The organism is Pedobacter sp. N23S346 (assembly GCF_048515415.1).
GTDB lineage: Bacteria > Bacteroidota > Bacteroidia > Sphingobacteriales > Sphingobacteriaceae > Pedobacter.
In genome coordinates, this window is the sequence record NZ_JBLYEE010000002.1 from 560,516 (window position 1) to 585,159 (window position 24,644).

Here is a 24,644-nt window from a genome sequence, read left to right on the forward strand (position 1 = left end):
GTACTTTAGGTTACTAAATACTTAACATATACTTATTATACCGTGTTTTTATGGAGAATATTCGCTCAAAAACAACCAATAGCACAATTGGGAAAATAACCCACTCAAATATCTGAAAAGAATAGAAGAAAAAAGCAAACAAAAATATCAATCGAAAGGCTTCGAGATAGTAGATCCAGATCCGTTGTTCCAGCAATGCGCCGATATTAATTAAAGTGAGTAAAACGAAAATCAACACTGCCCATTTATCCATTTCGCTGAGGTATTGATAAAACATCGTGGTGCCGGTTAATGCTGCAACTACAATAACTAACTGAATATTTAAATAAGTTTTAAATTTAGATTCACCTCGTTTTTGTTCCTTTTTTTGAAAATAACGTTCTTCTAAAATCGACCTGATATTTTGATCCATCAGCGCCGGACTTCCAAAAAGTGCATTCCATTTTCCCTTAGCTCCTTCCGCCCTTTTATACGCTTCTGCTATCTCCAGATAATAATGAAAGTGTTGCCATAAAAAACTATAACTCTTAATGGGATGAGTCAAGCCGTATTTAGGTGGCTCTTCTTCCCGCTGAAAAGTACCAAAAATCTTATCCCAGAAAACAAAAACATCACCATAGTTTTTATCCAGGTATTTTTCATCAGAGGCGTGGTGCACACCATGAAGCGATGGCGTAATCAATACATTTTCCAACCAGCCTAACTTGCCAATTAATTGCGTATGCGTAAAAAAAGAGTAAGCACCATGAGCCAGCAAAATCGTGATAATCATATTTGGATGAAAACCCACCAAGGGCAGAACACACCAAAAAACATTTCTAAAAATCGCCTGTATTGTAGTAATCCGGGCAGCTGCAGTAAAATTAAACTCTTCACTTTGATGGTGTACAATGTGTGCAGCCCACAAAAAATTAATCTCATGCCCTAAGCGATGATACCAATACCATACAAAATCAGTTGCCAGCAAAAGCAACAGCCACATATACCAACTATTGGAGATTTGAAACAACGCATAGTTATCATAAACCCACTGATAGGCCTGGTAGAAGCTTGCCGCAATAAATAAATTCAACAACCGCTCGGCAATTCCAACACTAAAATTAGCAACAGAACTTTCGTACTTGAAAATCTCATCTTTTTTCCGCTGCTGCGCAACTTTATATTCTATGAATACGAAAATAAAAAAAGCAGGAATGGCAAATGCGAGATAATTTATTGTCATGGGAGCTACATTATGTTTAAATCAATGCTACAAACATATAAATAATATACTAAATACATAGATTAAGTAGTTTACTATTTTAAATTAGTTGTCATTCTATTCGTTTAATATTTTTTGTTTCTATTAATTTGCACAAATCACTTTATATAAAAACAAGAATATGGCAGCAGAAAAAAAAGGCGGGCACACAAACATTCTTTCCATTGATATTGGCGGTACCAGTATTAAAACAGTTTTACTGGATGAAGATGGAAATATGCTGTCAGAATATTTAAAAAGTAAAACGCCTGCTGGTGCAACGCCGAAAGATATCGTAACGGGCATACAAGAGCTCATTAAACCTATACCAGAAACATTTAATCGCGTTTCTATTGGCTTTCCTGGATATGTAACCAACGGGATAGTTAAAACTGCGCCAAATCTTGCGAAAAACAAATGGGCTGATGTAGATTTGGCTCAACGTGTGGCAAATGCCTTAAATCATCCGGTTAGGTTGGTAAACGATGCCGATCAGCAAGGTTTAGGTGTGGTAAAAGGAAAAGGTTTCGAAATCGTTTTTACTGTTGGTACTGGCTTTGGAACAGCACTCCTGTTTGATGGAGAACTTCTCCCCCATTTGGAGTTGGCACACTTACCTATCAATAAAACTGAAGACTATGATGATTATATAGGAAACAAAGCTTTTGAAGACATCGGTTCTGATCGCTGGAACAAACGTTTGAAAAAAATAATTGAGATTTATAAAACGGTTTTCAACTATGATGCCTTATATATTGGTGGTGGCAACTCAAAACATATCGATTTTAAACTCGAAAATAACATCACGATCGTAACCAACAGAGATGGTATAAAAGGTGGTGCTAAACTTTGGAAACTGGCTGATAAATACAATATTTTCACAGTTAACCCTAATGTGTAAATTGTACACTAACAGGTCATAATTATTATTACAATCTTTTAACATCAAAATCCACTTTATTAGTTTGTAAGTTCTAAATTTGGATACTATAAAAATTTAAAAATGTCAAATAACGAGTCAAAAAAATACAAATTGGGGATGATTGGTTTGGGCACTATGGGCCGCAACCTATTATTAAACATGGCAGATAAAGGTTTCTCTGTAACTGGTTATGATAAGGATCGAAAGATGATCTCAAAGCTAGAAGATGAAGGACAAAAACACAATCTAGAAGGTTTTGACGACATCGAAGCTTTTATCAGCAGTTTGCAAACACCAAGAACACTAATTTTATTAGTTCCAGCCGGACCCATTGTAGACAGTGTTATTGCCGAATTGAAACCTTTATTAAGTGAAGGTGATATCATTATCGATAGCGGAAACTCACATTTTACAGATACAAACCGCAGGGTTGAGGAATTGGAAAAAGATGGTTTGCATTTCTTTGGAATGGGAATTTCTGGTGGCGAAGAAGGTGCACGTTTCGGTCCGAGCATGATGCCGGGTGGCGATAAAAAAGCCTATAATGTAGTAAAGGAAGTTTTTGATGCTGTTGCTGCTAAAGTGGGTTCAGATCCTTGCGTTACCTATATTGGTCCGGGTGCATCTGGTCACTTTGTAAAAATGGTACACAATGGTATCGAATATGCCATTATGGAACTTATCGCTGAAGTATATGGCGTACTTAAAAATGGTTTAGGTTATTCGAATGAAGAAATCTATAAGGTATTTAAAAAATGGAATGAAGGCAGACTTCAGTCTTTCTTATTGGAAATCACTGCTGAGATCTTTTTATTCAAGGATACGGTTACTCAAAACGATCTTTTAGATCAGATTAAAGATGAAGCGCGTTCTAAAGGTACCGGAAAATGGACTTCAGAAGTTTCAATGGAATTACAATTGCCTGTTCCAACCATTAACGAAGCTGTTTCTAACCGTGATTTATCTAAATTTAAAAATTTAAGGGTTTCTTTGGAAGAAGCTTTTGGAAAGAAAGATAATAAAATTGAGATCACTGTTGAAGAATTGGAAGATGCATTTTATTTCTCTATGATTAGTGCTTATGCACAGGGAATGCATTTATTGGTTCAGGCATCAAAAGAGTACCAATACGATTTACAGTTACAGGAAATTGCTAAAATCTGGCGTGGCGGATGTATCATCAGGGCTAAATTCTTGGAAGACATCTATCAGGCTTACGATAAAGACCATGCTTTAGAGCACTTGTTTGGTGATGCAGGTATCCAAAATATTATCAAAGATACCCTAGCAGGAACCCGTAAAACAATTTCAGCATGTGTTAACGCTGGTGTAGGAATCCCTGCATTTGCTTCAACCCTTACTTATTTTGATACGATTACCACAGCACGGATGCCTTCAAATTTGATTCAGGCACAAAGAGATTTCTTCGGCGCACACACTTTTGAGCGTATTGATCAGGAAGGTGTTTTCCATGCAGATTGGAATAAACTATCATAAATTTTAACGACAAGAATCCAAACATAAAATGAAAACCAAAGCCGCATTAAGTCCAACAATATTTGTAATATTTGGTGGTACAGGTGATTTAAATAAAAGAAAATTAGCACCTGCCCTCTATAATTTATTTATTGAAGGTTACATGCCTGAAAAGTTTGCCATTATTGGTACGGGTAGAACCGAATTTACAGATGATAGTTACAAAACTGCCTTAGAAGATGCTGTTAATGAATTTTCGAGATCAGGAAAAGTTAAAAAGGATAAGTGGGAAAATTTTGGAAATACTATTCACTACTGCCCTACCGACTTTGCTCAACCGAAAACTTTCGAAAATTTAAAAAATGCGGTAGAAAAATATCAGAAAGAATACGGACCAGATACGCAGGTTATTTTCTACCTGGCGGTAGCTCCAAACTTTTTCCCGGTAATTGCAGAATATTTACACAAATATAAACTCACCGAAAATGAAAATAATAGTCGCATTGTAATTGAAAAACCTTTTGGCCATGATCTGGAATCTGCTAAGGAGTTAAATGCATTATTAAGTACCATTTTCACAGAGAAACAGATTTATCGCATCGATCATTATCTTGGTAAGGAAACAGTTCAGAATATGATGGCTTTCCGTTTTGCCAATTCTTTATTCGAACCACTATGGAACAGGTCATATATTGATCATGTGCAGATTTCGGTTACAGAACAATTAGGCGTTCAGGATCGTGGAGGATATTATGAAGGATCTGGTGCTTTAAGAGACATGATTCAGAATCACCTTTTGCAATTGCTTTGTTTAATCGGAATGGAAGCACCAATTAATTTTGATGCAGATGAAATCAGAAACCGTAAGGTGGAAGTTTTAAGGGCTATGCGTCCGTTTTCTGCTGAAGATATCCGTTTCCATACCGTGCGTGGCCAATACAGTAAAGGTTGGGTAGAGGGAAAAGAAGTGCCTGGATACCGTCAGGAAAAGGGTGTGGATGCACATTCCAATACCGAAACATTTGCTGCAGTTAAATTTCATATCGATAACTGGAGATGGCAGGGTATTCCATTTTATTTAAGAACCGGTAAACGCTTAAATCAAACCTCATCTTTAATTACCATTCAATTCAGAGATGTACCTCATCAGATTTTTTCATCTGGCGTAACCGAAAACTGGCAACAGAACCGTCTGGTAATCAGCATTCAGCCTGAGATGAGTATTCGCTTGCAGGTTCAGGCAAAAAGACCAGGATTAGATATGGTTTTAAATCCTGTTGACATGGTATTCGATTATAAAGGAACTTACGAAGGTGATACGCCTGAAGCTTATGAAACCTTACTTTTAGATGCCATGATGGGTGATCAAACACTCTTTATGCGTGGCGATCAGGTAGAAGCAGCATGGGAATTAGTAATGCCAATTTTAAATACCTGGGAAAGTAAAAAATCAATCAATTTCCCTAATTACCCTGCAGATAGCTGGGGACCAGAAGAAGCTGAGGCGCTTATTGCAAGAGACGGTTTCCATTGGTTTAATTTACCACTTAAAAATAAAGAATAATCCCAAACTCGTTGTTCGTCTCTAACGATAGACGAACAACGATAGACGAACAACGTAAACACATGAACTTACTTATTTACAAAACACTGGAAGAATTAAATCAGGATTTAGCTGATTACGTGATCAAGATCGCAGAAATGTCGATCGAAGAAAATGATCGTTTTAACTTTGTTTTAACTGGCGGAAGTTCTCCAAAAGCATTATACCATTTACTGGCGACAGCATGTGTAGATCGAATTGACTGGGAAAAAGTTTATTTTTTCTTTGGTGATGAAAGAAATGTTCCTTCAACAGACGAGAATTACAACGGCTTAATGGCGAAGAAAGCCTTACTTGATCCACTTGGAATTAAAGAAGATCATATTTTTTATGTTGATACTACGCTTGCTCCAGAAAAAGCAGCAATTGAATATAAGAAAGCAATTGACCAACATTTCAAAGGTGAAGAACTGGTATTTGATCTGATTCTTTTGGGAATGGGCGATGATGCACACACAGCATCCATCTTCCCACATACCACGCTGGTAAAAGATCAGGAAGTTGACATCGCATCGGTATTCGTAGAAAAATTAAATACCTACCGCATTAGCTTTACTGCTCCATTAATAAATAAGGCAGATAACGTTGCTTTCCTTGTTTTTGGTGAAAATAAAGCCGAAGCATTGAAGCATGTGATTAATGATCAGGAAAAGAATTTTGATTTGTATCCTTCTCAGTTAATTGATCCGATTGATGGGAAATTGACCTGGTTTACAGATGAGGCGGCGACTAAGTTACTGGAAGAATAAAAGAGTTAAATAAATTTTCGTAAGTATAATGACGGAATACACAAGGCGTGTATTCCGTTTTTTGTTAAAATTTGGGCAAACAATTTAAAGACTATTTGTGCTTACTGATTTCCCAGTCTTGTGGTAAAATCTGAAATTACATTCTGATATTTTCGAAGCAGCCTATCCCAATCATGAAATTGCTCATCGGCTTTAACACTGGTTAATGGCATACCAGAATATTCACTTACCAACTTCACCTTATAAGTTAAGGGATCGCTTTTAGATAACTTGATAATCAACCTGGTACGAATGGTATTTTGAGCAAAACTTTGAATACTCCAGGCGGTACGTAGATAAGAAGTTTCTTTATCAGCAACCTCAATCGCATCAAAATAATCTGTTACGATTTGATTGGCACGCTTCCAAACATCATTAATATCCAGTTTTTTATTTACTTCAATAGAAAAGTCGATATTTGCCTGATCAGTCTTAATCGAAGCTTCTTCAGCATCATCCTTTTTCATATCGAAAAACTGTTTTTTAGGAGGCTCTGTCATTCCTTTTTTATTGCAATAGGTTTGCTCATAACGTAAGAACCCTGCTTTATGAATTTTCACGTTCACGCAAGAATTCTTAGGGACTTTGATCTTCAAACTGCCTGTGCCCAGGCTTTGTCCATCCACAATAATTTTGGCGTCGGGTTCTGAAGCAGAAACCTCTACAGTTTGTGCCTTTACGGCCAATGTGCACATTGCACACATCAGGAGCATAATTAATTTAGACTTCATAATTGTATTTGCTGGGTTATACCGGTAAAAATACAGTTAGAAGTATCAGGGAGAAATACCCAGTATCGGGTATATTCCAATTTAGAAAAACATTGAGAAAAACTTGTTTTTACAGAAATCGAGCTTAATTGTTCAAATCAGGCTCGATTTATATAGTTTATCGATGATTATTAACTAACCACAGGTGTATTATAATAAAACTGAGAAATCCTTAAGCGCAAAGGCTTTAAAATTTCGTAAGTTGATAAATTATAATTTTAGATAGCTTCTGAGAAAATGATGGTGTTAAACTTCTTTTAAATTTTCCTCAATCAGTAGTTTAATTATCCCATCGGCCATTCCAACTTTTGGCACATAAATTTGTTTTATTCCAGTCCATTTCATCAGGGTTAAATAAATCTCACTTGCCGGGATAATTACATCTGCACGATCTGGATTTAATTTTAACGTGTTGATTCTTTCTTTCAAAGAATAGCTGATCAATTTATTATAAAGTGCATTTAATTTCTGAAGTGAAAGCGGTGCATTGTCTTTCTCTTCACTCATTCTGAAAAGCTTATTGATATTACCACCTGTACCTATTCCGGCCAGGTTTTTATGGCCTTTGGTATGCTCTTTTACCCACTCTTTCATTTCTTCCCAGGTTTCTTCCTTGTCCTGGTTATCCAGCATTCTGATGGTGCCAATATCAAAAGAACGTGAGGCCTCTGGTGTACCTTTTACAAAAATAGATAGTTCCGTACTGCCTCCACCCACATCAATATAGAGATAGGTTTTACTGTCATCAAGATCGGCTTCGATATGATTGGCATAAATAATATTTGCTTCTCTCTGGCCTTCGATAATTTCCAGGTTGATGTCTGTTTTTTCCTTGATCATTTTCACAATATCCTGCCCGTTTTGTGCTTCACGCATGGCGGAGGTAGCGCAAGCCAGGTATTCAGAAACATGATAAACATCCATTAGATTTTTGAAAGCCATCATGGTTTTAATCAAATCTCCCGCCTTTTTTTCGGAGATATGTTTATCTAAAAAAGCATCATCACCCAAACGAAGCGGAACCCGAATCAATGTATTTTTCTTGAAACTGTAATTCCCATCTTGTTTGCTGATATCTGCAATGAGTAGCCTCACTGCGTTAGAACCGATATCTATAGCTGCGTATCTTAACATTATGATTGGTGCTTGGTTTTTAAATAGTTATAGGTATCAACCTGTGCCCGTATTTTTTTACTTAATCTATTTTTATGGTATCTATTGTTGCTTAACGCATTAATTTGGCGGGCTTTTGTATTGTCTTGCAATTGAAGGTCTATAATATCCTGTATTTCCTGTTTCACATCCGGATCCAAAACCGGAAAGCCTACTTCTACCCTATGCTCGAAATTTCTGCTCATCAGATCGGCTGATGATAGATACATATCATTTTTACCATTGTTACTGAAAATGTAAACCCGGGCATGCTCTAAAAATTTATCAATGATGCTAATCGCGGTGATATTTTCACTAAAGCCTTTTACGCCCGGAACTAAACAGCATATTCCACGAATAATCAGTTGAATTTTCACACCGGCATTGCTGGCATCGTAAAGTTTGGAAATCAGTCCCTCATCCGCTAAACTATTTACCTTCAACAAGATATAGGCAATCTTTCCAGCTTTCGCATTTCGGATTTCGCGGTTAATAAAGTTTACCAGTTTAGATCTGCTTTCTAAAGGCGAAACAATTAAATGTTTATATCCATTGGTTACAGTGCGTTTACTTAAGGCATCAAACAGCTTAACTAAATCATTTGTAATTTCTTTTTTTGCCGTGAAAATACTATGGTCGCAATACAAACCAGCAGTTTTTTCGTTAAAGTTTCCAGTCGCGAGATTGGCGTAATAAACAGGTTTTTCTTTTTCAATTCTTTTCACCAGACAAATTTTGGAGTGAACCTTATAATCGGTTAATCCATAATTTACCTTCACACCTTCTTCCATTAAACGAGTGGTCCAAAAGATGTTGGCTTGTTCATCAAACCTGGCCTTAAGTTCCAAAAGTACAGAAACTATCTTTCCGTTTTTAGCGGCGTTAATCAATGCATTGATTACTTTTGAATTTTCTGCCAGACGGTATAAGGTAATCTGAATTTCGGTAACCTTCGGATCAATAGCTGCTTCACGAAGAAATAAAATAATGTAATCGTAAGATTGATATGGCAGATTTACCAAATAATCCCGCTGTGCTACTTTGGCAAACATACTTTGTGTCCGATGCAGATCATGAACTTTTAACGGCACGTTAGGTGCATATTCCAATTCCTTTTTCCCTACATTGGGAAATGAGATGAAATCGCCGAATTTATGATACCGGTTACCTGGAATTAAACTTTCTGCTTCTAGTTTTAGCTTATTTACCAAAACGGTGAGCATATTTAGTGGCATGGCGGAGTCGTATAGCAAACGCATCGGCTTACCTTTTTTACGTTTCTCCAGACTACTTTTTAAGTCTTCAATAAATTTATCGTTGATGTTTTTATCTATATCTAATTCCGCATCACGCGTTAACTGGATAGAATAAGCCTCCAGGCTATCATATGTAAAAACGTAAAAAATATCGTCAAGGCAATACCGGATAATATCTTCAGCCAGAATGATAAATTTCAGATCATTGGTTTCTGGTAACACCAGAAATCGTGGCAAGTTAGGTGGAATTTCAATTAAGGCATATTTCTCTCTAACTTTAGTATCCTTTTTAGAAAGTTTAACAAAGAAATATAAATACCTGTCCTTAAGCTCTGGAAATGGTTTATCCATATCCAACATAATGGGTACCAGGTTGGATAAAATCTTATCCCGGAAGTGATTTTTCACAAACTCACCCCGGCTTACATTTAGTTGGGTATCATTTAAAATGAAAATCCTGTTTTGTGCAAGCTCATTGATGAGTGTTGCCTGGAAAAGCTGATCAAATTTACGTTCCTGCTTAACAACAATATTTTTAATTTCGTTTAGAATCTTTCTTGGATTGAAACCTAAAAGTGCTTTAGCCTTATCATTCAGGTTAGTCAGCCGCGTCATCGTTGCCACCCGCACCCGATAAAATTCTTCGAGATTGGATGAAAAGATAGAAAGAAACTTTATTCGTTCAATAAGCGGTACAGTTTCATCAGCGGCTTCCTGCAATACACGCTCGTTAAAGTAAAGCCAACTTATTTCACGATTTAAAAATGGTATCTTCTTCTTGCTCATTTAAAAAAATAAAAAATCCCTGTCAAAGCAGGGATGCTCAAAACTGCATATTAATTTGTTAATTCAATGTTAATTCATAAACGAGTTAACGTTAACAAATTATTTTTTTGCCGTTGCCTTAACAACTTTTTTAACTACAGGAGCAATTTTATCTTTTGCTGCTGCTACATTATCTTTCGCCGCGGTAGTCGTCTTTGCAACTGTTTTTTTTACAGCGGTTGCTGATTTAGCTGGAGCAGTTTTGATATCCTCTTTTACAGCGTCTGCTTTAGAAACAACTATTTCTTCAGTTTTCTTAGCAACTTCCTTTACCTCTTTAATTGGTTTAGCAATTGCTTTCTCTGCTCTTTCTTCGGTTGCAATAGCAGCAACCTTAACACTTTGAACAACAGGCTTAGCTTTGGAAATGGCCTTTTTAACCACTTTGGCAGCATTTTTCTCTGCTTTATTTACAGCCTTTTCTATGGGTTTTTTAACTTCTTTTGCTTTCTCTTTAGTTGAGTGCAAAATCCCGTCAATTTTTTGTCCTACATCTGATTTAATCACCGTGAACTTTTTGGTTAATTTCTTTGCAACACGTTTACTTGCTTTCGCTACCTCCGTACTAATCTCTGATGCATCATGGCCGAGACTCATTACCACTTCCAAAAACTGAGTAGTTAAAGATTGCTCTAATTGTTTCTTAACATCTTTTTTAAATGCTTTTTTTTGAGGCTTAGCTTTAGTGGTTTTCATAATATTTTTCGTTTTTTTGTGCAATCGATTTAATTTCTCATAAATCTACTAATTTTTTACTTTAAAGCTAAAAACATGCCTTCTTTTGATATTGTAAGTAAAGTTGATGCGCAGACTCTTGATAACGCCATTAATAATGCTAAAAAAGAAATATTGAACCGTTTTGATTTCAACGGCTCGAAAAGTACTGTCGATCTGGATAAGAAAACAAACATCATAACCATTGTTACAGAGGATGATATGCGTTTAAAAGCGATTGAAGGTTCTATTATTTCCCGAATGATGAAACAAGATCTGGATCCAAAGAGTATGGATTTCGGTAAGGAAACCATTGCCTCGGGTAATATGATCCGGAAGGAAATTACCATTAAAGAAGGGCTAGATAAAGAAGCTGCAAAAAAAGTAGTGGCGAAAATTAAAGCCAGTGGACTAAAAGTTCAACCTTCTATTATGGATGATCAGGTTCGGATAACGGCTAAAAAGATCGATGATCTTCAGGCGGTGATCACACTTTGTCGCGGAGAAGATTTTGATCAGCCTTTACAATTCATTAACATGAGGAATTAATATTATTTTCAAATTATTTAAGCGGATGATTTTATTACGTAATCATCCGCTAAGTTTACTGGTAGCAGATGCAGATAAGCGAAAACGGTTTTATATTTTCAGATCAGAAAAACCTGCTTCAGGTAGAAGCCATTCATCATTACTTAAGTGAAGAATCGTATTGGGCGAAAAACATTTCAATTGAACTGGTAAATCGCTCCATAGAAAACTCCTTATGCTTTGGCATTTACAAAAATCAGGAACAAGTGGGTTTTGCACGCTGGATTACCGATAAAGCAACATTTGGATGGCTCTGTGATGTGTACATCGAATCAGCCTATCGTGGCTTAGGCTTATCAAAAAAACTGATGTCATTTATGATTTTTCATCCCGATTTGCAGGGATTACGCCGTTATCAGTTGGCCACACTCGATGCCCATCAGTTATATGCCCAATTTGGCTTTTCTCTACTCAAAAATCCTGAAAGACAAATGGGAATCGTAATTGCAAATTGTTATCAAAATATAAATACTGAAAGAGATTAAAAAAACCTTTTTCATCGTCTCTTGTTCTAATTATTCATTAAAACAATGAGACACATGAAAAAAATATTCTTAATATCAACAATAATTGCTGCTACTGTTAGTTTTCAAGCTTGTCAAACAGCAGATAAAAAATCATCTACAACAAAAGACAGTTTATCTGGCGATACTACAATGGTTAATGGGAACCATGTTTCAGGTTCTGAAGTAGTTGAATCGGATATTGATGAAGCTGGCGCTACATTCTTAAGAAAGGCAGCTGTTGGCGGAATTATGGAAGTGGAAGCGGCAAAGATTGCACAAAAAAATGCTTCCAGTCAGCAGGTGAAGGATTTTGCAGCTAAAATGTTGGAAGATCACACCAAAGCCAATAAAGAACTTAAAGAATTTGCCATTAAAAAGAAGGTCATTACACCAGATGCTTTGCCAGCTGAAGATCAGATTCACCTGGACGAAATGAAAAAGATTAAGGGTGCAGCATTCGATAAGCATTATATGGGTATGATGGTTACTGACCATGAAAAAACTGTTGCCTTATTTAAAGACGGTACTCAAAACAGAGACGCCGGATTAAAAGAATGGGCTACGAAAACACTTGCCGTTATTGAACAACATGATGAAATGGCAAAAAAAATCGCATTAGACTTAAAATAATATTGAGCTGAAATCATATAATTTATCAATCCCAAATGGATCCATTTGGGATTTTTTCTTGTTAAAAGTTTATTAAATATTATTTTTAATACAATTTATTCAGATTAAAAAAATTAAAATTAACTTTCGCCGTTTAATTACAAAAATACATAAATGAATAAGAATAGAATTTTCAATGTACTCTTAACTGGTGCATTTGTTATTGCAGTACCTCTATTTGCTAACGCACAAAAAGCGAACTGGCAAAATCTCGATTTAAAAACAGATTCTACCTTTGGAATCAGTACAGAAAAAGCATATAAAGAACTTTTGAAAGGTAAAAAATCTACAAAAGTGATTGTTGCTGTTAATGATGGTGGTGTTGAAGCTACACATGAAGATCTAAAACGTATCATGTGGGTTAATACCAAAGAAATTGCCGGCAATAGTAAAGATGATGATAAAAATGGCTATGCTGATGATATTTATGGCTGGAACTTTATTGGCGGTCCAAAAGAATCCGTAAATTTTGAAACCCTGGAGCTTACTCGTTTAGTAAAACGCGATCAGGCTCGTTTCGCCAATACAACCGATGCTACCGTTGCAGAAAAAGATAAACAAGATTGGGAAACCTTTAAAGCCAGGAGATCTGATTTAGAGCAACAACTGGCCGAGGCTAAACAGGGCTTGGCTGGTATTTCAGGTTTCAAAAATGCATTGGATGCAGTAGTAAAGAAAATTGGTAAGGAAGATCCAACATTAGAAGATATTAAAAACTTTAAACCATCTTCTGATGTAGAAGGCCGCATTCAGAGTGTCTTGGTAAAGCAACTGGAAACTGGAAGTTTCAAAGATTTTTATGAAGATCAGATTAAGGAAGGTGTAGATTATTATACCCGTCAGGCTGAATATAACCTGAATATAGATTACGATCCAAGAGCTATTGTTGGTGATAATCCCAATGATCCAAAAGAGAAATTTTATGGAAATAATGATGTAGCTGGTCCTGATGCCATGCATGGTTCACACGTAGCAGGTATCATTGCAGCCGACAGGACCAATAACCTTGGCGTTATGGGCGTTGCTGATAATGTTGCTATTATGGGTGTTCGTTGTACACCAAATGGTGATGAGCGTGATAAAGATGTGGCAAACAGCATTCGTTATGCGGTTGATAATGGTGCTAAAGTGATCAACATGAGCTTTGGTAAAGCTTACAGCTGGGATAAAGCGGTTGTAAACGATGCCATGAAATATGCAGCTTCGAAAGATGTTTTAATTGTTCAAGCTGCCGGTAATGAGAATAAAGACATTGATACAGAAAACAACTTCCCGAACCACAAAGATTTAGATGCAAAAACCATTGCTTCATGGATCACTGTTGGTGCTTCAGGTCCGAAAGATGACGAAACTTTAAAAGCAAGTTTCTCTAACTTCGGTAAAACGCAGGTTGACGTTTTTGCACCAGGTGTTCGCATTCACTCTACCGTTCCAGGATCAAAATATAAGGATTTAGACGGAACAAGTATGGCTTCTCCGGTTGTTGCTGGTTTAGCTGGATTAATCCGTTCTTATTATCCTAAATTATCTGCTGCACAGGTAAAAGAAATCATTGTTAAATCGGTTACGAAAGTAAACCATAATGTTTCTTACAAAAAAGGTGAAGAGGAAAATGCAGAAAGTGTTTCCGTACCATTCTCTGATTTATGTATCAGTGGTGGTATTGTAAATGCTTATGAAGCCCTTAAATTAGCGGCTACTTATGGCAAAAAATAATCTGCCAGTTTAATTATAATTGTACTTATTGAAGAAGGGCGAATTTCATTTTGAAATTCGCCCTTCTTCGTTCTATCTGTTGGTTGAGATTTATAATCTCGTCCTGCCTTAACTGCGGATTTTAAATCCGTAATTTGAAAAGTCGGGATTAGAGATTCAGAAACTGAACAGTGATTACTTGTAGGATTTTGTTGGTAAAGATTTGTAATCTCGTCCATCCTTAACTGCGGATTTTAAATTCATAATTTGAAAAGTCGGGGTTAGAGATCCCAACTAACTGAACAATTGTCCTTCTCTAACCACGGATTTTAAATCCGTAATTTGAAAAAGTCAGGATTAGAAATCCTGACTAACTTTACTAACTTATAGCAATACTACGCTAAAATTTTATCTGGAGTGATCGGCAGTGTTCTGATTCTTTTACCCGTTGCATTGAAAACTGCATTGGCCACAGCAGCAGAAAAACCGATCAGGGCAATCTCCCCCATTCCCTTAGCACCCATCGGGTTGATATATGGATCGGGTTTGTTAATAAAATGAACTTCGATTTCAGGAATATCGGCATTTACCGGAACGTGGTAATCAGCAAAGTTATTATTGATGTATCTTCCGTAACGATGATCAATAATGGATTCCTCGGTTAAAGCCATACCCACGCCACCTACTGCACCACCCACCATTTGACTTCGTGCCGTTTTCGGACTTACAATGGTTCCGGAATCTCCAACAGAAACAATTTTATCTACCTTCACCACACCAGTTAAACTGTGTACTTTAACCTTTACAAAGTGGATGGAAAACGAATACATAGAATATTCTTCACGTTCTTTTCCGGCCTGGCTTTGCTTCGTAACTTCAATCGACGGGAGATTATTTTTCTTCAATACATCCACAAATTTCGAAGTCGCATCCATGTTTGAATTGGCTGCTAATTCAGCAATAGTAGCTTTTAAGGCCACACAAACATCATTAACAGCAGAACCTACAGTAGAAAGCGTTGCAGAACCACCCTGGCTTGGTGCTGGAGGCAATGAAGAATCACCCAACTCAAATTTTATTTTATCTGTAGGAATATTTAATAATCTACTCGCAATAAGTGTCATGCCTGTTCCCGTACCCGGACCAATATCGCTCGTAGCACTTTGAAGCAACAAAGATCCATCGGCTTTTAAAATTCCTTTCACACTGGCTCTGCCCCTGTTCGCATTGAATACACCAATGCTCACGCCATAGCCCATTTTCCACTGCCCATCTACCAACCTTCCAGGTTTATTTTCCCGTTCACTCCAGCCAATTTTTTGTGCACCAACGCGGTAAGCTTCCTTCATATTTTTATCAGAGAACGGTTTATCACGTTGTTGATCTCGCTCCGGATCATTTTTAATCCTGAACTCCAGCGGATCCATGTCCAGCGCATGAGCCATTTCATCAATCGCACTCTCCAGCGCGAATGCTCCTGTCGCTTCTCCAGGTCCGCGCATCCAGATCGGAACGCCTAAATCAACAGGAACAACTGTATACTGGGTGTTTACATTATCGCATTGATACATGAATTTTGCCATGTTCACTACACCTTCCGTAAAATTTTCATAAACAGAAGTTTCGCCGAATGCCCTATGCGTAATGCCCGTTAAGGTTCCATCTTTCTTCGCACCTAATCCAATCGTTTGAACTGCCGCCGGACGATTTCCAACCATGGTAAACATTTGCATACGGGTAAGTACCAGTTTAACAGGTTTACCAATTTGTTTGGAGGCCATCACTGTTGCAATTTCTGCAGGCCAGGTTCTTAAAGCCATCCCGAAACCACCGCCAACAAATTCGGAATTTACCTGGATATTCTCGACAGGAATTTTAAAAACGTTTGCTATAGTGCCTTGAGTAGCTTTAACACCCTGTGTTTTTGCATAGACTACTACCTGATTATTTGGTTTCCAATCTGCAATAATTCCATGCAATTCCATGGGGTTATGCGTTTCAATGGGAAGATGATATTTCTGCTCAACTTTAACCTCAGCTGTTTGATAAGCGTTCTCTACCCCACGTTTATAATCTGGCTGGCCTTGTAGCTTTTTTGACTTAACATCTCCAACTGCCTTTTCAAAATCAGTATTGAAAGCGTCTTTCGCATAAGTTGCCTTCACCAGCGACGCTGCATAAGTAGCTCTTTCGAAGGTGTTAGCCACCACAATAGCAATTGGCTGACCATTGTAAAATACTTGATCAGTGTAAAAAATCTTCATAGGCGAACCACCTTCCTGTTCGTAGGCTGGAGCTGATGGTTTATTCAAATGCGAAACCACTGAAATTACACCTGGCGCTTTTTCTGCTGCCTTTGTATCTAATGATGTTATCTTTCCTTTTGTTATGGTACTGGTAACCAAAACGCCATAAGTTAATCCAGGTAATTCATATTCGGCAAAATATTTAGCTTTTCCCGTCACTTTGAAAATACCGTCTACTCGGTCATTCTCATCTTTTATCAATCTTTTTTCCATGAATTAAGCTTTTGATTTTGCAACGGTTAACGCTTCGATAATTGAATTTGGAGCCAGCTTAATTTTAAAGTCATTCTCTCCAAAACTCTTTGCATCTGTCATGGCTAACTTTGCAGCTTGCTCAAAGTTTTCTAATGATGCCTCTTTACCTTTCAAAAAGTTTTCTGCAGCAGTTAAACGCCATGGTTTATGTGCCACACCACCCATGGCAAGTCGTACATCTTTAATTTTATTATCTGAAAGTTCTAGTGCAGCACCCACAGATATTAATGCAAATGCATAGGATGCTCTGTCACGCACCTTTAAGTAATAAGAGTTCTTGCTCAGGTTATTGGTTGGGATTTCCAATCGGATAATCATTTCATCAATCTTCAAGTTATTGTCTAGCTGTGGGGTATCTCCTGCCAGGCGATGAAAATCTTTAAATAATATCTTGCGTTCTCCTTTTGCAGTTGAAAGTACAACCGTTGCATCCAAGGCTACTAATGCAATACACATATCACTCGGATGAACAGCAATACATTTATCCGATGTACCAAAAATAGCGTGCATTCTGTTAAACCCACCAATTGCGCCACAACCAGAGCCTGGCTGCCGCTTATTGCAAGGCATTTCAGTATCATAGAAATAGCCACATCGGGTGCGTTGCATCATGTTCCCGCCTACGGTTGCCACATTTCTTAACTGTGCAGACGCACCAGCATTCAGTGCCATAGCGAGCAAAGGAAGTTTTTCTTTAATCAACGTATGTTCTGCAACAGCTGTATTTGAAGCTAATGCCCCAATAATTATTTTATCGCCAATAGCCTCAATTTGTTTTAAGGGTACGTGGTTAATGTCGATCAGTTTTTCAGGCGAAGTTATGCCTCGTTTCATCAAATCAATCAGGTTTGTGCCGCCCGCCAAAAACTTAGCATTTTTATCTTTCGAGATTAATGAAAGCGCAGATTTTGAAGTCGTTGTTCTTAAATATTGGAAATTGATCATGCTTTCATTCCTCCTTTCGATACTTCAACAATTGCATCAACAATATTAGGGTAAGCACCACACCTGCAAATATTTCCACTCATGTATTCACTAATTTCGGTGCGGGAATTTGTATGTCCTTCATTTACGCAGGCTACTGCAGACATGATTTGTCCGGGGGTACAATATCCACATTGAAAACCATCATGTTTAATAAATGCGGCCTGCATTGGGTGTAATTCTTCGCCATTGGCTAAGCCTTCGATGGTGGTAATTTTTTTGCCTTCATTCATTACCGCCAAACTTAAACAGGAATTTACCCTTTCACCATCTATATGTACGGTACAAGCCCCACACTGGCCATGGTCACAGCCTTTTTTGGTACCAGTTAAGTGCAGTTCTTCCCGAAGATAATCTAATAGCGTTACTCTCGGTTCAACAGTTGTTTTATATGCTTTATTGTTTACAGTTAAGTTGAGTGGAATTTTTTCAAAAAGTTCGGCGAAACGCTCATCGGCCTGGTTTTCTGCAGCCTTGACTGCAACGGTTGGTGTGAGGGCGATGGCAGTAATGATCGAGCTTTTTTTAAGGAAGTCTCTCCTGCTGTCTCCCTGATTCGGTTTCTGATCAGATGATTGCATAAATTATGTTTTGTAGTATTGTGCAATTTTAAAGATCGTCATTCTTATGCGGAGATTATCCTGAATAAAGAATTTAGAATAATTCTATTAGGTAAAATTTATGTGTCATTTCACCACTTATATGGCTTACTGAAGGTTAAATTTTTTGCTTTGAGGATGAGGGAGAATTAGAAAAGCGCCATGATTATTATCGCACAATCGAATAGATTTTAATGATAAGCGAAATAATTCCTGAAAATGTGAAGCCATTTTCTATTTTTATAAAATGGAAGAGATAAAACCGTTACCAGATCTATCAGCAGAAGAGCAACGTGTATTGGGATCACTAATAGAAAAAAGCAGAACCACGCCAGACTATTACCCGATGACCTTAAACAGTTTAACTGCGGCATGCAACCAAAAAAGCTCCAGAAATCCGGTTGTAAACTACGATGAGGAGACGGTTACCTTGACGCTTGATTCATTAAAAATAAAAGGCTTAATATCAAAAGCCACAGGTGGTTCAAGCAGGGCAATTAAATACAAGCATAATCTCGGAATTGTTTACCCTTTGGTGCCATCAGAACTTTCCATACTTTGTTTACTGCTGCTACGTGGCCCATTAACACCTGGCGAAATCAATAGCAACGCTGGCAAGCTATATGAATTTGATAGCATCGAAGAAGTATTGGGGCAACTTACGAAATTATCTGAAGGAGCATCAGCTTTCGTAAAACAACTGCCTAAGAGAGTCGGCCAAAAAGAAGCCCGCTTCATTCATTTACTTGGAGAACAAGTCGAAATTCAGGAGGCAGTGCAACCAGCCCAAGAAACAACAATTTTCCAACCCAATGAAGCGTTGGAAAATCGTATTTTAAAACTGGAACAAGAAGTGGAAGATTTAAAGGAACTGGTTAATCTTTTAATGGATAAGTAACGACACCAACGACTGACCTGGGCGAACAACGTTTAAACTTAAAACGTGCAACGACTTAACCTTCGTATTTCTTGAAAATTGTACTGGCTACGTGCCCACCGAAACCAAAAGTGTTGTTTAGCACATAGTTGATATCTTTTTTTATAGTCTGTCCAAGAACAATATTTAATCCTTGTGGAATCTTTTCATCCAGTGTTTGGGTATTAATTGTTGGCGGAATGATACTATCCCTGATGGCTAAAATACTAATCAAACTTTCAACTGCACCAGCGGCGCCCAATAAATGTCCTGTCATTGATTTTGATGCACCAATAATTACTTTTGAATCTCCAAAAACTGTTTTAACTGCATTCAATTCACTCAAATCACCAAGGCCTGTTGAAGTTGCATGTGCATTGATATAATCAATATTATCTGCAGTTATTCCGGCGTCATTTAATGCTTTTTTCATCCCTAAAGCAGCACCTATACCATCAGGTGGAGTTCCTGTTAAGTGATAAGCATCTGCAGCCATTCCGCCACCTACAATTTCCGCGTAAATATGTGCGCCACGGTTAATGGCATGTTCCAGCTCTTCTAAAATTAAAGCACCAGCACCTTCTCCCATTACAAAACCATCTCTACTCTCATCGAAGGGTCTTGATGCCGTTTCAGGACTATCATTTCTTTTAGATAATGCCTGAGCCGCATTAAAGCCGCCAACTGAGGCTTCTGTAATTGCAGCCTCTGAACCACCTGCAACCATAATATTTGCTTTACCTAAGCGTATGGTGTCAAAAGCATTAATAATTGCGGTGTTTGAAGATGCACATGCAGAAACTGTGCAATAATTCGGACCACGCAGTTTGTGGCGGATAGAAATGGCACCAGCTGCAATATCTACGATCATTTTAGGGATAAAAAACGGACTAAATCTCGGCGTTTTATCTCCTTGATGAAATTCTGCTAATTGTTGCTCAAAGGTAGAAATACCACCATTTCCGGTTGCCCAGATTACGCCCACTTCAGCAAGTTGATCATCATTCATCGAGGTGAAATCTAATCCTGCGTCATTAATCGCCTGGTCGCTAGATGCAATAGCGTACTGTGTAAACGTATCATATTTTCTGGCCTCTTTTTTATCTAAAAAAGACTCAGGATTGAAGTCTTTTACTTCAGCTGCAAAATGCGTTTTAAATTTGCTGGTGTCGAATTTGGTAATTGGACCAACGCCACTTTTACCAGCTAAAATGTTTTCCCAGAAACTTTCTACTGTATTTCCAAGGGGCGTTATCGCACCTAATCCTGTTACTACTACTCTTTTCATGCTATAATTTTTTCGGTTGCTTTTAATAAATAAGTAACCAGTGTTTGAATTATTGGGTGATTGATATTCTTAGTATAACTTTATACATTATGATTTACGCAATACGCTCATCAATATGCACTAAAATGCTGTTCGATACCAGATTGCCAATATTGATATTCTTGGCGCAAATATCATTATAATAAGACCTAAAGTCATTTTTCTTTTTCATCTTCATAAGGCTAATTTGGTAATCGATTAGTATTGAGGTTTTTCTGTTTATATTTTAAAATCAGACCACATAGTAAATGGCCTTTACCATAGTGATCAGCCCAGGTTATTAATATATGCTATTAAAGAGTCCCTAAGCATTTCACGCGTTTCCAGCATATTGGTCAGTCTGGAAATCATGATTCCTCCTTCGATGATTGCAATCATTGTTAAGGCAATTTGTTCGGGATTAGATTTAGGTGCTATTTCATTATTAGTAATTCCGTCTTGAATTAAATTGATAATCCTGTTCTTCCAGGCCAAAAACGCAATCAAAGCTTTTTCCCGGAGCGCCGGATGAGTATCATCAGCATCAATAGCAGTATTCAGAATCGGGCAGCCACCTGGACAAAATTGACCTTTTATTAAATCTTGATATACCACAGAATAAGCTAAAAGCTTATCCTTAGTTGAATCTTGTTCGGACATTACCGCTCCAATTTTCATTTCGACAGTTTTTATATTATGTTCGAAAGCGGCCAAAGCAACTTCATCTTTATTGGCGAAATTCCCGTAAATACTGCCCTTCGTCAATCCAGTGGCATTAATCATATCATTTAACGACGTCCCGGAATAACCTTTTATATTAAATATGGATGCAGTTTTCTCAACGATATAATGCCTTGTCTTTTCTGATTTTGTCATTTTGATTTACAAGACACAAATATATACCGATCGGTATTTTTATTTGTCATGATGCGGTATAATTTAACTCATGGTATTAATCGGAATGACATAACGTTTGAATTTTGTAACTTTGTCTTATGAGTACAATGGAAACTATTGAAGACTTCTATCTAAAGAAATTTAGCTTTTTACCCGAGAACCTGCAGAATGGCGTTGGCCATTTTAATGTTTTCAAACTAGAGGATTGTCTTCGTGATGATAGTAAACAAATAAGTTATAACCGCAGAGATTTTTATAAAATCACGCTCAACAGAGGTCATAACATCTATCATTATGCAGATAAAAGTATCGAAATAAATGGCACAGCCCTTATGTTTTTTAATCCTTTGGTTCCATATACATGGGAACTAGCAAGCGGTAGTAAAAGCGATGTAACTGGTTTTTTCTGCATTTTTACCGAGGCTTTCTTCACTGAAAAAATTCGCGGCAACATTGGTGATCTACCCATGTTTGCTCTTGGAGGTAAACCAGCATATATCCTTGATGAGAAACAAGATGCTATAGTTTCATCAATTTTTAACAAGATGCTTGAAGAAATTAATACCGATTATATTTACAAATACGACTTACTGAGAAACTACATCACGGAGATTACACATTTCGCACTAAAAATGCAGCCGTCAGAAACATTATTTAAACATACTGATGCCAATGCTAGAATAACTTCTGTATTTACAGAATTACTGGAGCGCCAATTCCCTATAGAAACCACTTCACAACGATTTACCATGCGTTCTGCAAAGGATTATGCAACACAACTTTCGGTTCATGTCAATCATTTGAACCGGGCAATTAAAGAAACCACAGGAAAAACCACTACACATTATATTACAGAACGTTTATTAAGTGAGGCAAAGGCATTACTTAAGCACACCGATTGGAACATATCTGAAATTGGGTACTGTTTAGGTTTTGAAGAACCCACGCATTTTAATAACTTTTTCAAAAAATTGACCAAGCATACGCCAACTTCTTATCGAATTGTTTGAATTTCGTAATTATCGGTTTGAATAGTGTAACATCCAATATCAATTCTCACCTTAATTTTGTCTTAACAAAAAGGATAAAATTATGGGACTTAAAAAAGTTTGGTTTATAACTGGTGCATCAAAAGGCTTAGGGCTAAGTTTAGTGAACCAATTATTAAAAGCTGGTCAGTATGTTGCGGCTACCTCCAGAAATATTAATGAATTAACATCTGCTGTAAATTCCAATTCTGAAAAATTTCTTCCATTAACTGTAAACCTCAGCGATGAACTTAGTGTAGAACAAGCCATCAATGCTACTATTACTCAATTTGGAAGAATAGATGTGGTCATAAATAATGCTGGTTATGGTATTGGCGGCAGTATTGAAGAGCTAACTGATGAAGAAACAAGAAATAGTTTCGATGTTAACGTGTTTGGAACGCTCAATGTAATCAGGAAAGCTATTCCTCACTTAAGAGCACAAAAATCAGGACATATCATTAACATTTCTTCCATTGCGGGCATCAATGGTGCAACAGGCTGGGCTGTTTATTCTGCTACAAAAGCAGCAGTAATCGCATTCTCTGAAGTTTTGGCTGAAGATGTAAAGGAATTTGGCATCAAAGTTACTGTTGTGGCTCCAGGTGCGTTCAGAACCAGTTTTCTCAAAGCGGAATCATTAGTGTTGGCGAAAAACCCAATTGCTGAATATGAAGATGTTCGTGCCGTACATGCCCGATATTTAAAAATGGACGGCCAGCAAGCAGGTGATCCCGAGAAAGCTGCAGCAGCTATGATTTCTTTGGCTGCCATGCCTAATCCACCTATTCATTTATTATTAGGAAATGATGCATTAACCAGAGCAACTACGAAAATCGAAACTTTAGAAAAAGAATTTAAAGACTGGAAAGCAATCACAATTTCGACAGATTTTTAAATAACGAAAAGATCAATCATTAAAAATTAAAAAATCATGGAAAATAAGAAAGTATGGTTTGTTACGGGTGCATCAAAAGGCCTCGGACTAACATTAGTAAAAAAATTATTAAGCATAGGTTATCAGGTTGCTGCAACTTCAAGAAATCTAAATGACTTATCGAAAGCAGTTGGAGAAAACGAAAACTTCCTTCCGTTATCAGTAGATTTATTAAACGAAGAAAGTGTAGAAACTGCTGTAAGCAAGACCATAAGTAAATTCGGCCATTTAGATTTTGTAGTAAATAACGCTGGTTATGGAATGGTAGGTGCGTTAGAAGAATTGAGTGACAAAGAAGCTCGTGAAAACTTTGATGTGAATGTTTTCGGTTCACTGAATGTGATCAGGAAAGCATTGCCTCAAATGAGAAAGCAGCAATCTGGTCATATTTTCAACATCTCATCAATTGGTGGTTTTTCTGGTAATTTCCCTGGATTCGGAATCTATTGCGCTACAAAATTTGCTGTTGCTGGTTTCACAGAATCATTAGCGGCTGAAGTAAAATCGATGGGTATAAAAGCGACGGTTATTGAGCCAGGATATTTCAGAACGGAGTTTCTAGCCTCGGGTTCGTTAGCGGTTCCATCTAATCCAATTGATGCCTACAAAGAAGTTCGCGATTCGCAGGCTGCCCATGAAAATGACATTAATAACCAACAACCAGGTGATCCAGCGAAAGGCTGCGATGTGATCATTGCTGCCGCTGAAAGCGAAAATGCGCCATTACATTTGTTCCTGGGTCCAGATGCTTATTCACTTGCAGAAGCTAAAATAACCGATGTTCAGAAAGACATGGAAACCTGGAGAGCTTTAGCAACAGCAACCAATTTCTAATCTCTTCAACTTACGAAGTTTAGTTGGCCTAACTTCGTAAGTTTACACTATTAGCAGCAATGAGGTTGCCACGAAACGGAGAAAAACCGTTTCTCGCAATGACGACCCGGGTTATTATGGCACTATTTTCACCTCCATGAACGTCTTTGCGAGGAGGCACGACGAAGCAATCTCATTTGCGGTTTCTTCGATGGAGATTGCCTCAGCAGATGAAGAATCAGCTTCGCAATGACGATTCCGCGAGAGATGCACTAAATAAATCGTCATGCTGACCTGTAGCGCAGCGGAAAGCTACGCAGTAAATTTAGTTCAGCACCTTACTAATGATAAGATCCTGAATCAAGCTCAGGGGGATGACCCCTAGTAGAATCGTCTTTG

23 protein-coding genes are annotated in these 24,644 nt (G+C 37.5%); 12 read left to right on the forward strand and 11 right to left on the reverse strand.

Going from position 1 to position 24,644, the window contains the following annotated elements:
* Positions 1-13: 13 nt before the first annotated feature.
* A complete protein-coding gene (locus ACN1CD_RS06195) occupies positions 14-1,222 on the reverse strand; it encodes a sterol desaturase family protein (protein ID WP_419129453.1) in 1,209 nt (402 codons plus the stop codon).
* A gap of 160 nt (positions 1,223-1,382) precedes the next feature.
* Here ACN1CD_RS06195 and ACN1CD_RS06200 point away from each other — a divergent pair, with 160 nt between their 5' ends.
* The 4 genes from ACN1CD_RS06200 (at position 1,383) to pgl (ending at position 5,990) form a co-directional block, all read left to right on the forward strand.
* Entirely contained in the window at positions 1,383-2,141 is a 759-nt protein-coding gene (locus ACN1CD_RS06200) for an ROK family protein (RefSeq protein ID WP_419129454.1), read from the forward strand.
* Positions 2,142-2,243: 102 nt separating this feature from the next.
* Positions 2,244-3,659 carry an NADP-dependent phosphogluconate dehydrogenase gene (gene gndA / locus ACN1CD_RS06205; protein WP_419129455.1) on the forward strand — a complete coding sequence of 472 codons (1,416 nt, stop codon included), beginning with the start codon at positions 2,244-2,246 and terminating at the stop codon, positions 3,657-3,659.
* Between the two features lie 28 nt (positions 3,660-3,687).
* Complete coding sequence (gene zwf, locus ACN1CD_RS06210; protein WP_419129456.1) at positions 3,688-5,202, forward strand: glucose-6-phosphate dehydrogenase; 1,515 nt, start codon at positions 3,688-3,690, stop codon at positions 5,200-5,202.
* 62 nt (positions 5,203-5,264) lie between these two features.
* Positions 5,265-5,990, forward strand: a complete 726-nt coding sequence (gene pgl, locus ACN1CD_RS06215) for a 6-phosphogluconolactonase (protein WP_419129457.1) — start codon at positions 5,265-5,267, stop codon at positions 5,988-5,990.
* A gap of 101 nt (positions 5,991-6,091) precedes the next feature.
* Here pgl and ACN1CD_RS06220 read toward each other — a convergent pair whose 3' ends face one another.
* The 4 genes from ACN1CD_RS06220 to ACN1CD_RS06235 all read right to left on the reverse strand — a co-directional run bounded on the left by ACN1CD_RS06220 (position 6,092) and on the right by ACN1CD_RS06235 (position 10,728).
* Positions 6,092-6,760, reverse strand: a complete 669-nt coding sequence (locus ACN1CD_RS06220; RefSeq protein WP_419129458.1) for a hypothetical protein — start codon at positions 6,758-6,760, stop codon at positions 6,092-6,094.
* 285 nt (positions 6,761-7,045) lie between these two features.
* Positions 7,046-7,933, reverse strand: coding sequence for an exopolyphosphatase (locus ACN1CD_RS06225; protein ID WP_419129459.1), 888 nt, complete (start codon positions 7,931-7,933; stop codon positions 7,046-7,048).
* A complete protein-coding gene (gene ppk1 / locus ACN1CD_RS06230) occupies positions 7,933-9,993 on the reverse strand; it encodes a polyphosphate kinase 1 (protein WP_419129460.1) in 2,061 nt (686 codons plus the stop codon). Before ppk1 ends, ACN1CD_RS06225 begins: the two co-directional genes overlap by 1 nt.
* A 99-nt stretch (positions 9,994-10,092) precedes the next feature.
* On the reverse strand, positions 10,093-10,728 hold the full coding sequence (locus ACN1CD_RS06235; RefSeq protein ID WP_419129462.1) for a hypothetical protein: 636 nt from the start codon (positions 10,726-10,728) through the stop codon (positions 10,093-10,095).
* Positions 10,729-10,803: 75 nt separating this feature from the next.
* Here ACN1CD_RS06235 and ACN1CD_RS06240 point away from each other — a divergent pair, with 75 nt between their 5' ends.
* From ACN1CD_RS06240 to ACN1CD_RS06255, 4 genes are all read left to right on the forward strand, one after another.
* A complete protein-coding gene (locus tag ACN1CD_RS06240; RefSeq protein WP_419129463.1) occupies positions 10,804-11,295 on the forward strand; it encodes a YajQ family cyclic di-GMP-binding protein in 492 nt (163 codons plus the stop codon).
* 68 nt (positions 11,296-11,363) lie between these two features.
* Complete coding sequence (locus tag ACN1CD_RS06245; RefSeq protein WP_419129464.1) at positions 11,364-11,819, forward strand: GNAT family N-acetyltransferase; 456 nt, start codon at positions 11,364-11,366, stop codon at positions 11,817-11,819.
* Between the two features lie 54 nt (positions 11,820-11,873).
* Complete coding sequence (locus tag ACN1CD_RS06250) at positions 11,874-12,470, forward strand: DUF4142 domain-containing protein (RefSeq protein ID WP_419129465.1); 597 nt, start codon at positions 11,874-11,876, stop codon at positions 12,468-12,470.
* A gap of 153 nt (positions 12,471-12,623) precedes the next feature.
* A complete protein-coding gene (locus ACN1CD_RS06255; RefSeq protein ID WP_419129466.1) occupies positions 12,624-14,225 on the forward strand; it encodes a S8 family serine peptidase in 1,602 nt (533 codons plus the stop codon).
* Here ACN1CD_RS06255 and ACN1CD_RS06260 read toward each other — a convergent pair.
* The 4 genes from ACN1CD_RS06260 to ACN1CD_RS06275 form a co-directional block, all read right to left on the reverse strand.
* A complete protein-coding gene (locus tag ACN1CD_RS06260; RefSeq protein ID WP_419129467.1) occupies positions 14,210-14,443 on the reverse strand; it encodes a hypothetical protein in 234 nt (77 codons plus the stop codon). The genes ACN1CD_RS06255 and ACN1CD_RS06260 overlap by 16 nt on opposite strands.
* Before the next feature lie 156 nt (positions 14,444-14,599).
* Positions 14,600-16,723, reverse strand: a complete 2,124-nt coding sequence (locus ACN1CD_RS06265) for a xanthine dehydrogenase family protein molybdopterin-binding subunit (RefSeq protein WP_419129469.1) — start codon at positions 16,721-16,723, stop codon at positions 14,600-14,602.
* 3 nt (positions 16,724-16,726) lie between these two features.
* Positions 16,727-17,710 carry an FAD binding domain-containing protein gene (locus ACN1CD_RS06270; protein ID WP_419129470.1) on the reverse strand — a complete coding sequence of 328 codons (984 nt, stop codon included), beginning with the start codon at positions 17,708-17,710 and terminating at the stop codon, positions 16,727-16,729.
* Positions 17,707-18,330, reverse strand: a complete 624-nt coding sequence (locus ACN1CD_RS06275; protein WP_419129471.1) for a (2Fe-2S)-binding protein — start codon at positions 18,328-18,330, stop codon at positions 17,707-17,709. The genes ACN1CD_RS06270 and ACN1CD_RS06275 overlap by 4 nt, the downstream gene beginning before the upstream one ends.
* Positions 18,331-18,595: 265 nt before the next feature.
* On the opposite strand from ACN1CD_RS06275, the gene ACN1CD_RS06280 reads away from it, so the two are divergent.
* Positions 18,596-19,246, forward strand: a complete 651-nt coding sequence (locus ACN1CD_RS06280; protein ID WP_419129472.1) for a YceH family protein — start codon at positions 18,596-18,598, stop codon at positions 19,244-19,246.
* 55 nt (positions 19,247-19,301) lie between these two features.
* Here the strand turns inward: ACN1CD_RS06280 and fabF are convergent, their stop codons facing one another.
* Both fabF and ACN1CD_RS06290 read right to left on the reverse strand, forming a co-directional pair.
* Positions 19,302-20,552 (reverse strand): beta-ketoacyl-ACP synthase II, encoded by a 1,251-nt coding sequence (gene fabF / locus ACN1CD_RS06285; RefSeq protein ID WP_419129473.1) that lies wholly within the window; start codon positions 20,550-20,552, stop codon positions 19,302-19,304.
* Between the two features lie 306 nt (positions 20,553-20,858).
* Positions 20,859-21,446 carry a TetR/AcrR family transcriptional regulator gene (locus ACN1CD_RS06290; protein ID WP_419129474.1) on the reverse strand — a complete coding sequence of 196 codons (588 nt, stop codon included), beginning with the start codon at positions 21,444-21,446 and terminating at the stop codon, positions 20,859-20,861.
* A 119-nt stretch (positions 21,447-21,565) separates the two neighbouring features.
* Between ACN1CD_RS06290 and ACN1CD_RS06295 the strand changes: the two genes are divergently transcribed.
* From ACN1CD_RS06295 to ACN1CD_RS06305, 3 genes are all read left to right on the forward strand, one after another.
* On the forward strand, positions 21,566-22,477 hold the full coding sequence (locus ACN1CD_RS06295) for a helix-turn-helix domain-containing protein (protein ID WP_419129475.1): 912 nt from the start codon (positions 21,566-21,568) through the stop codon (positions 22,475-22,477).
* An 82-nt stretch (positions 22,478-22,559) separates the two neighbouring features.
* Positions 22,560-23,393, forward strand: coding sequence for an SDR family NAD(P)-dependent oxidoreductase (locus ACN1CD_RS06300; protein WP_419129476.1), 834 nt, complete (start codon positions 22,560-22,562; stop codon positions 23,391-23,393).
* A 36-nt stretch (positions 23,394-23,429) separates the two neighbouring features.
* Entirely contained in the window at positions 23,430-24,266 is an 837-nt protein-coding gene (locus tag ACN1CD_RS06305; RefSeq protein ID WP_419129477.1) for an SDR family oxidoreductase, read from the forward strand.
* Positions 24,267-24,644 lie beyond the last annotated feature (378 nt).

Coding starts and splice junctions, on each gene's coding strand:
- ACN1CD_RS06290 (WP_419129474.1), bottom strand. CDS start 21,446: ATGACAAAATCAGAAAAGACAAGGCATTATATCGTTGAGAAAACTGCA.
- ACN1CD_RS06295 (WP_419129475.1), top strand. CDS start 21,566: ATGAGTACAATGGAAACTATTGAAGACTTCTATCTAAAGAAATTTAGC.
- ACN1CD_RS06260 (WP_419129467.1), bottom strand. CDS start 14,443: ATGGACGAGATTACAAATCTTTACCAACAAAATCCTACAAGTAATCAC.
- ACN1CD_RS06300 (WP_419129476.1), top strand. CDS start 22,560: ATGGGACTTAAAAAAGTTTGGTTTATAACTGGTGCATCAAAAGGCTTA.
- ACN1CD_RS06220 (WP_419129458.1), bottom strand. CDS start 6,760: ATGAAGTCTAAATTAATTATGCTCCTGATGTGTGCAATGTGCACATTG.
- fabF (WP_419129473.1), bottom strand. CDS start 20,552: ATGAAAAGAGTAGTAGTAACAGGATTAGGTGCGATAACGCCCCTTGGA.
- ACN1CD_RS06265 (WP_419129469.1), bottom strand. CDS start 16,723: ATGGAAAAAAGATTGATAAAAGATGAGAATGACCGAGTAGACGGTATT.
- ACN1CD_RS06200 (WP_419129454.1), top strand. CDS start 1,383: ATGGCAGCAGAAAAAAAAGGCGGGCACACAAACATTCTTTCCATTGAT.
- ACN1CD_RS06245 (WP_419129464.1), top strand. CDS start 11,364: ATGCAGATAAGCGAAAACGGTTTTATATTTTCAGATCAGAAAAACCTG.
- ACN1CD_RS06255 (WP_419129466.1), top strand. CDS start 12,624: ATGAATAAGAATAGAATTTTCAATGTACTCTTAACTGGTGCATTTGTT.
- ACN1CD_RS06225 (WP_419129459.1), bottom strand. CDS start 7,933: ATGTTAAGATACGCAGCTATAGATATCGGTTCTAACGCAGTGAGGCTA.
- pgl (WP_419129457.1), top strand. CDS start 5,265: ATGAACTTACTTATTTACAAAACACTGGAAGAATTAAATCAGGATTTA.
- ACN1CD_RS06270 (WP_419129470.1), bottom strand. CDS start 17,710: ATGATCAATTTCCAATATTTAAGAACAACGACTTCAAAATCTGCGCTT.
- ppk1 (WP_419129460.1), bottom strand. CDS start 9,993: ATGAGCAAGAAGAAGATACCATTTTTAAATCGTGAAATAAGTTGGCTT.
- ACN1CD_RS06305 (WP_419129477.1), top strand. CDS start 23,430: ATGGAAAATAAGAAAGTATGGTTTGTTACGGGTGCATCAAAAGGCCTC.
- ACN1CD_RS06280 (WP_419129472.1), top strand. CDS start 18,596: ATGGAAGAGATAAAACCGTTACCAGATCTATCAGCAGAAGAGCAACGT.
- ACN1CD_RS06235 (WP_419129462.1), bottom strand. CDS start 10,728: ATGAAAACCACTAAAGCTAAGCCTCAAAAAAAAGCATTTAAAAAAGAT.
- ACN1CD_RS06240 (WP_419129463.1), top strand. CDS start 10,804: ATGCCTTCTTTTGATATTGTAAGTAAAGTTGATGCGCAGACTCTTGAT.
- ACN1CD_RS06275 (WP_419129471.1), bottom strand. CDS start 18,330: ATGCAATCATCTGATCAGAAACCGAATCAGGGAGACAGCAGGAGAGAC.
- ACN1CD_RS06250 (WP_419129465.1), top strand. CDS start 11,874: ATGAAAAAAATATTCTTAATATCAACAATAATTGCTGCTACTGTTAGT.
- zwf (WP_419129456.1), top strand. CDS start 3,688: ATGAAAACCAAAGCCGCATTAAGTCCAACAATATTTGTAATATTTGGT.
- gndA (WP_419129455.1), top strand. CDS start 2,244: ATGTCAAATAACGAGTCAAAAAAATACAAATTGGGGATGATTGGTTTG.
- ACN1CD_RS06195 (WP_419129453.1), bottom strand. CDS start 1,222: ATGACAATAAATTATCTCGCATTTGCCATTCCTGCTTTTTTTATTTTC.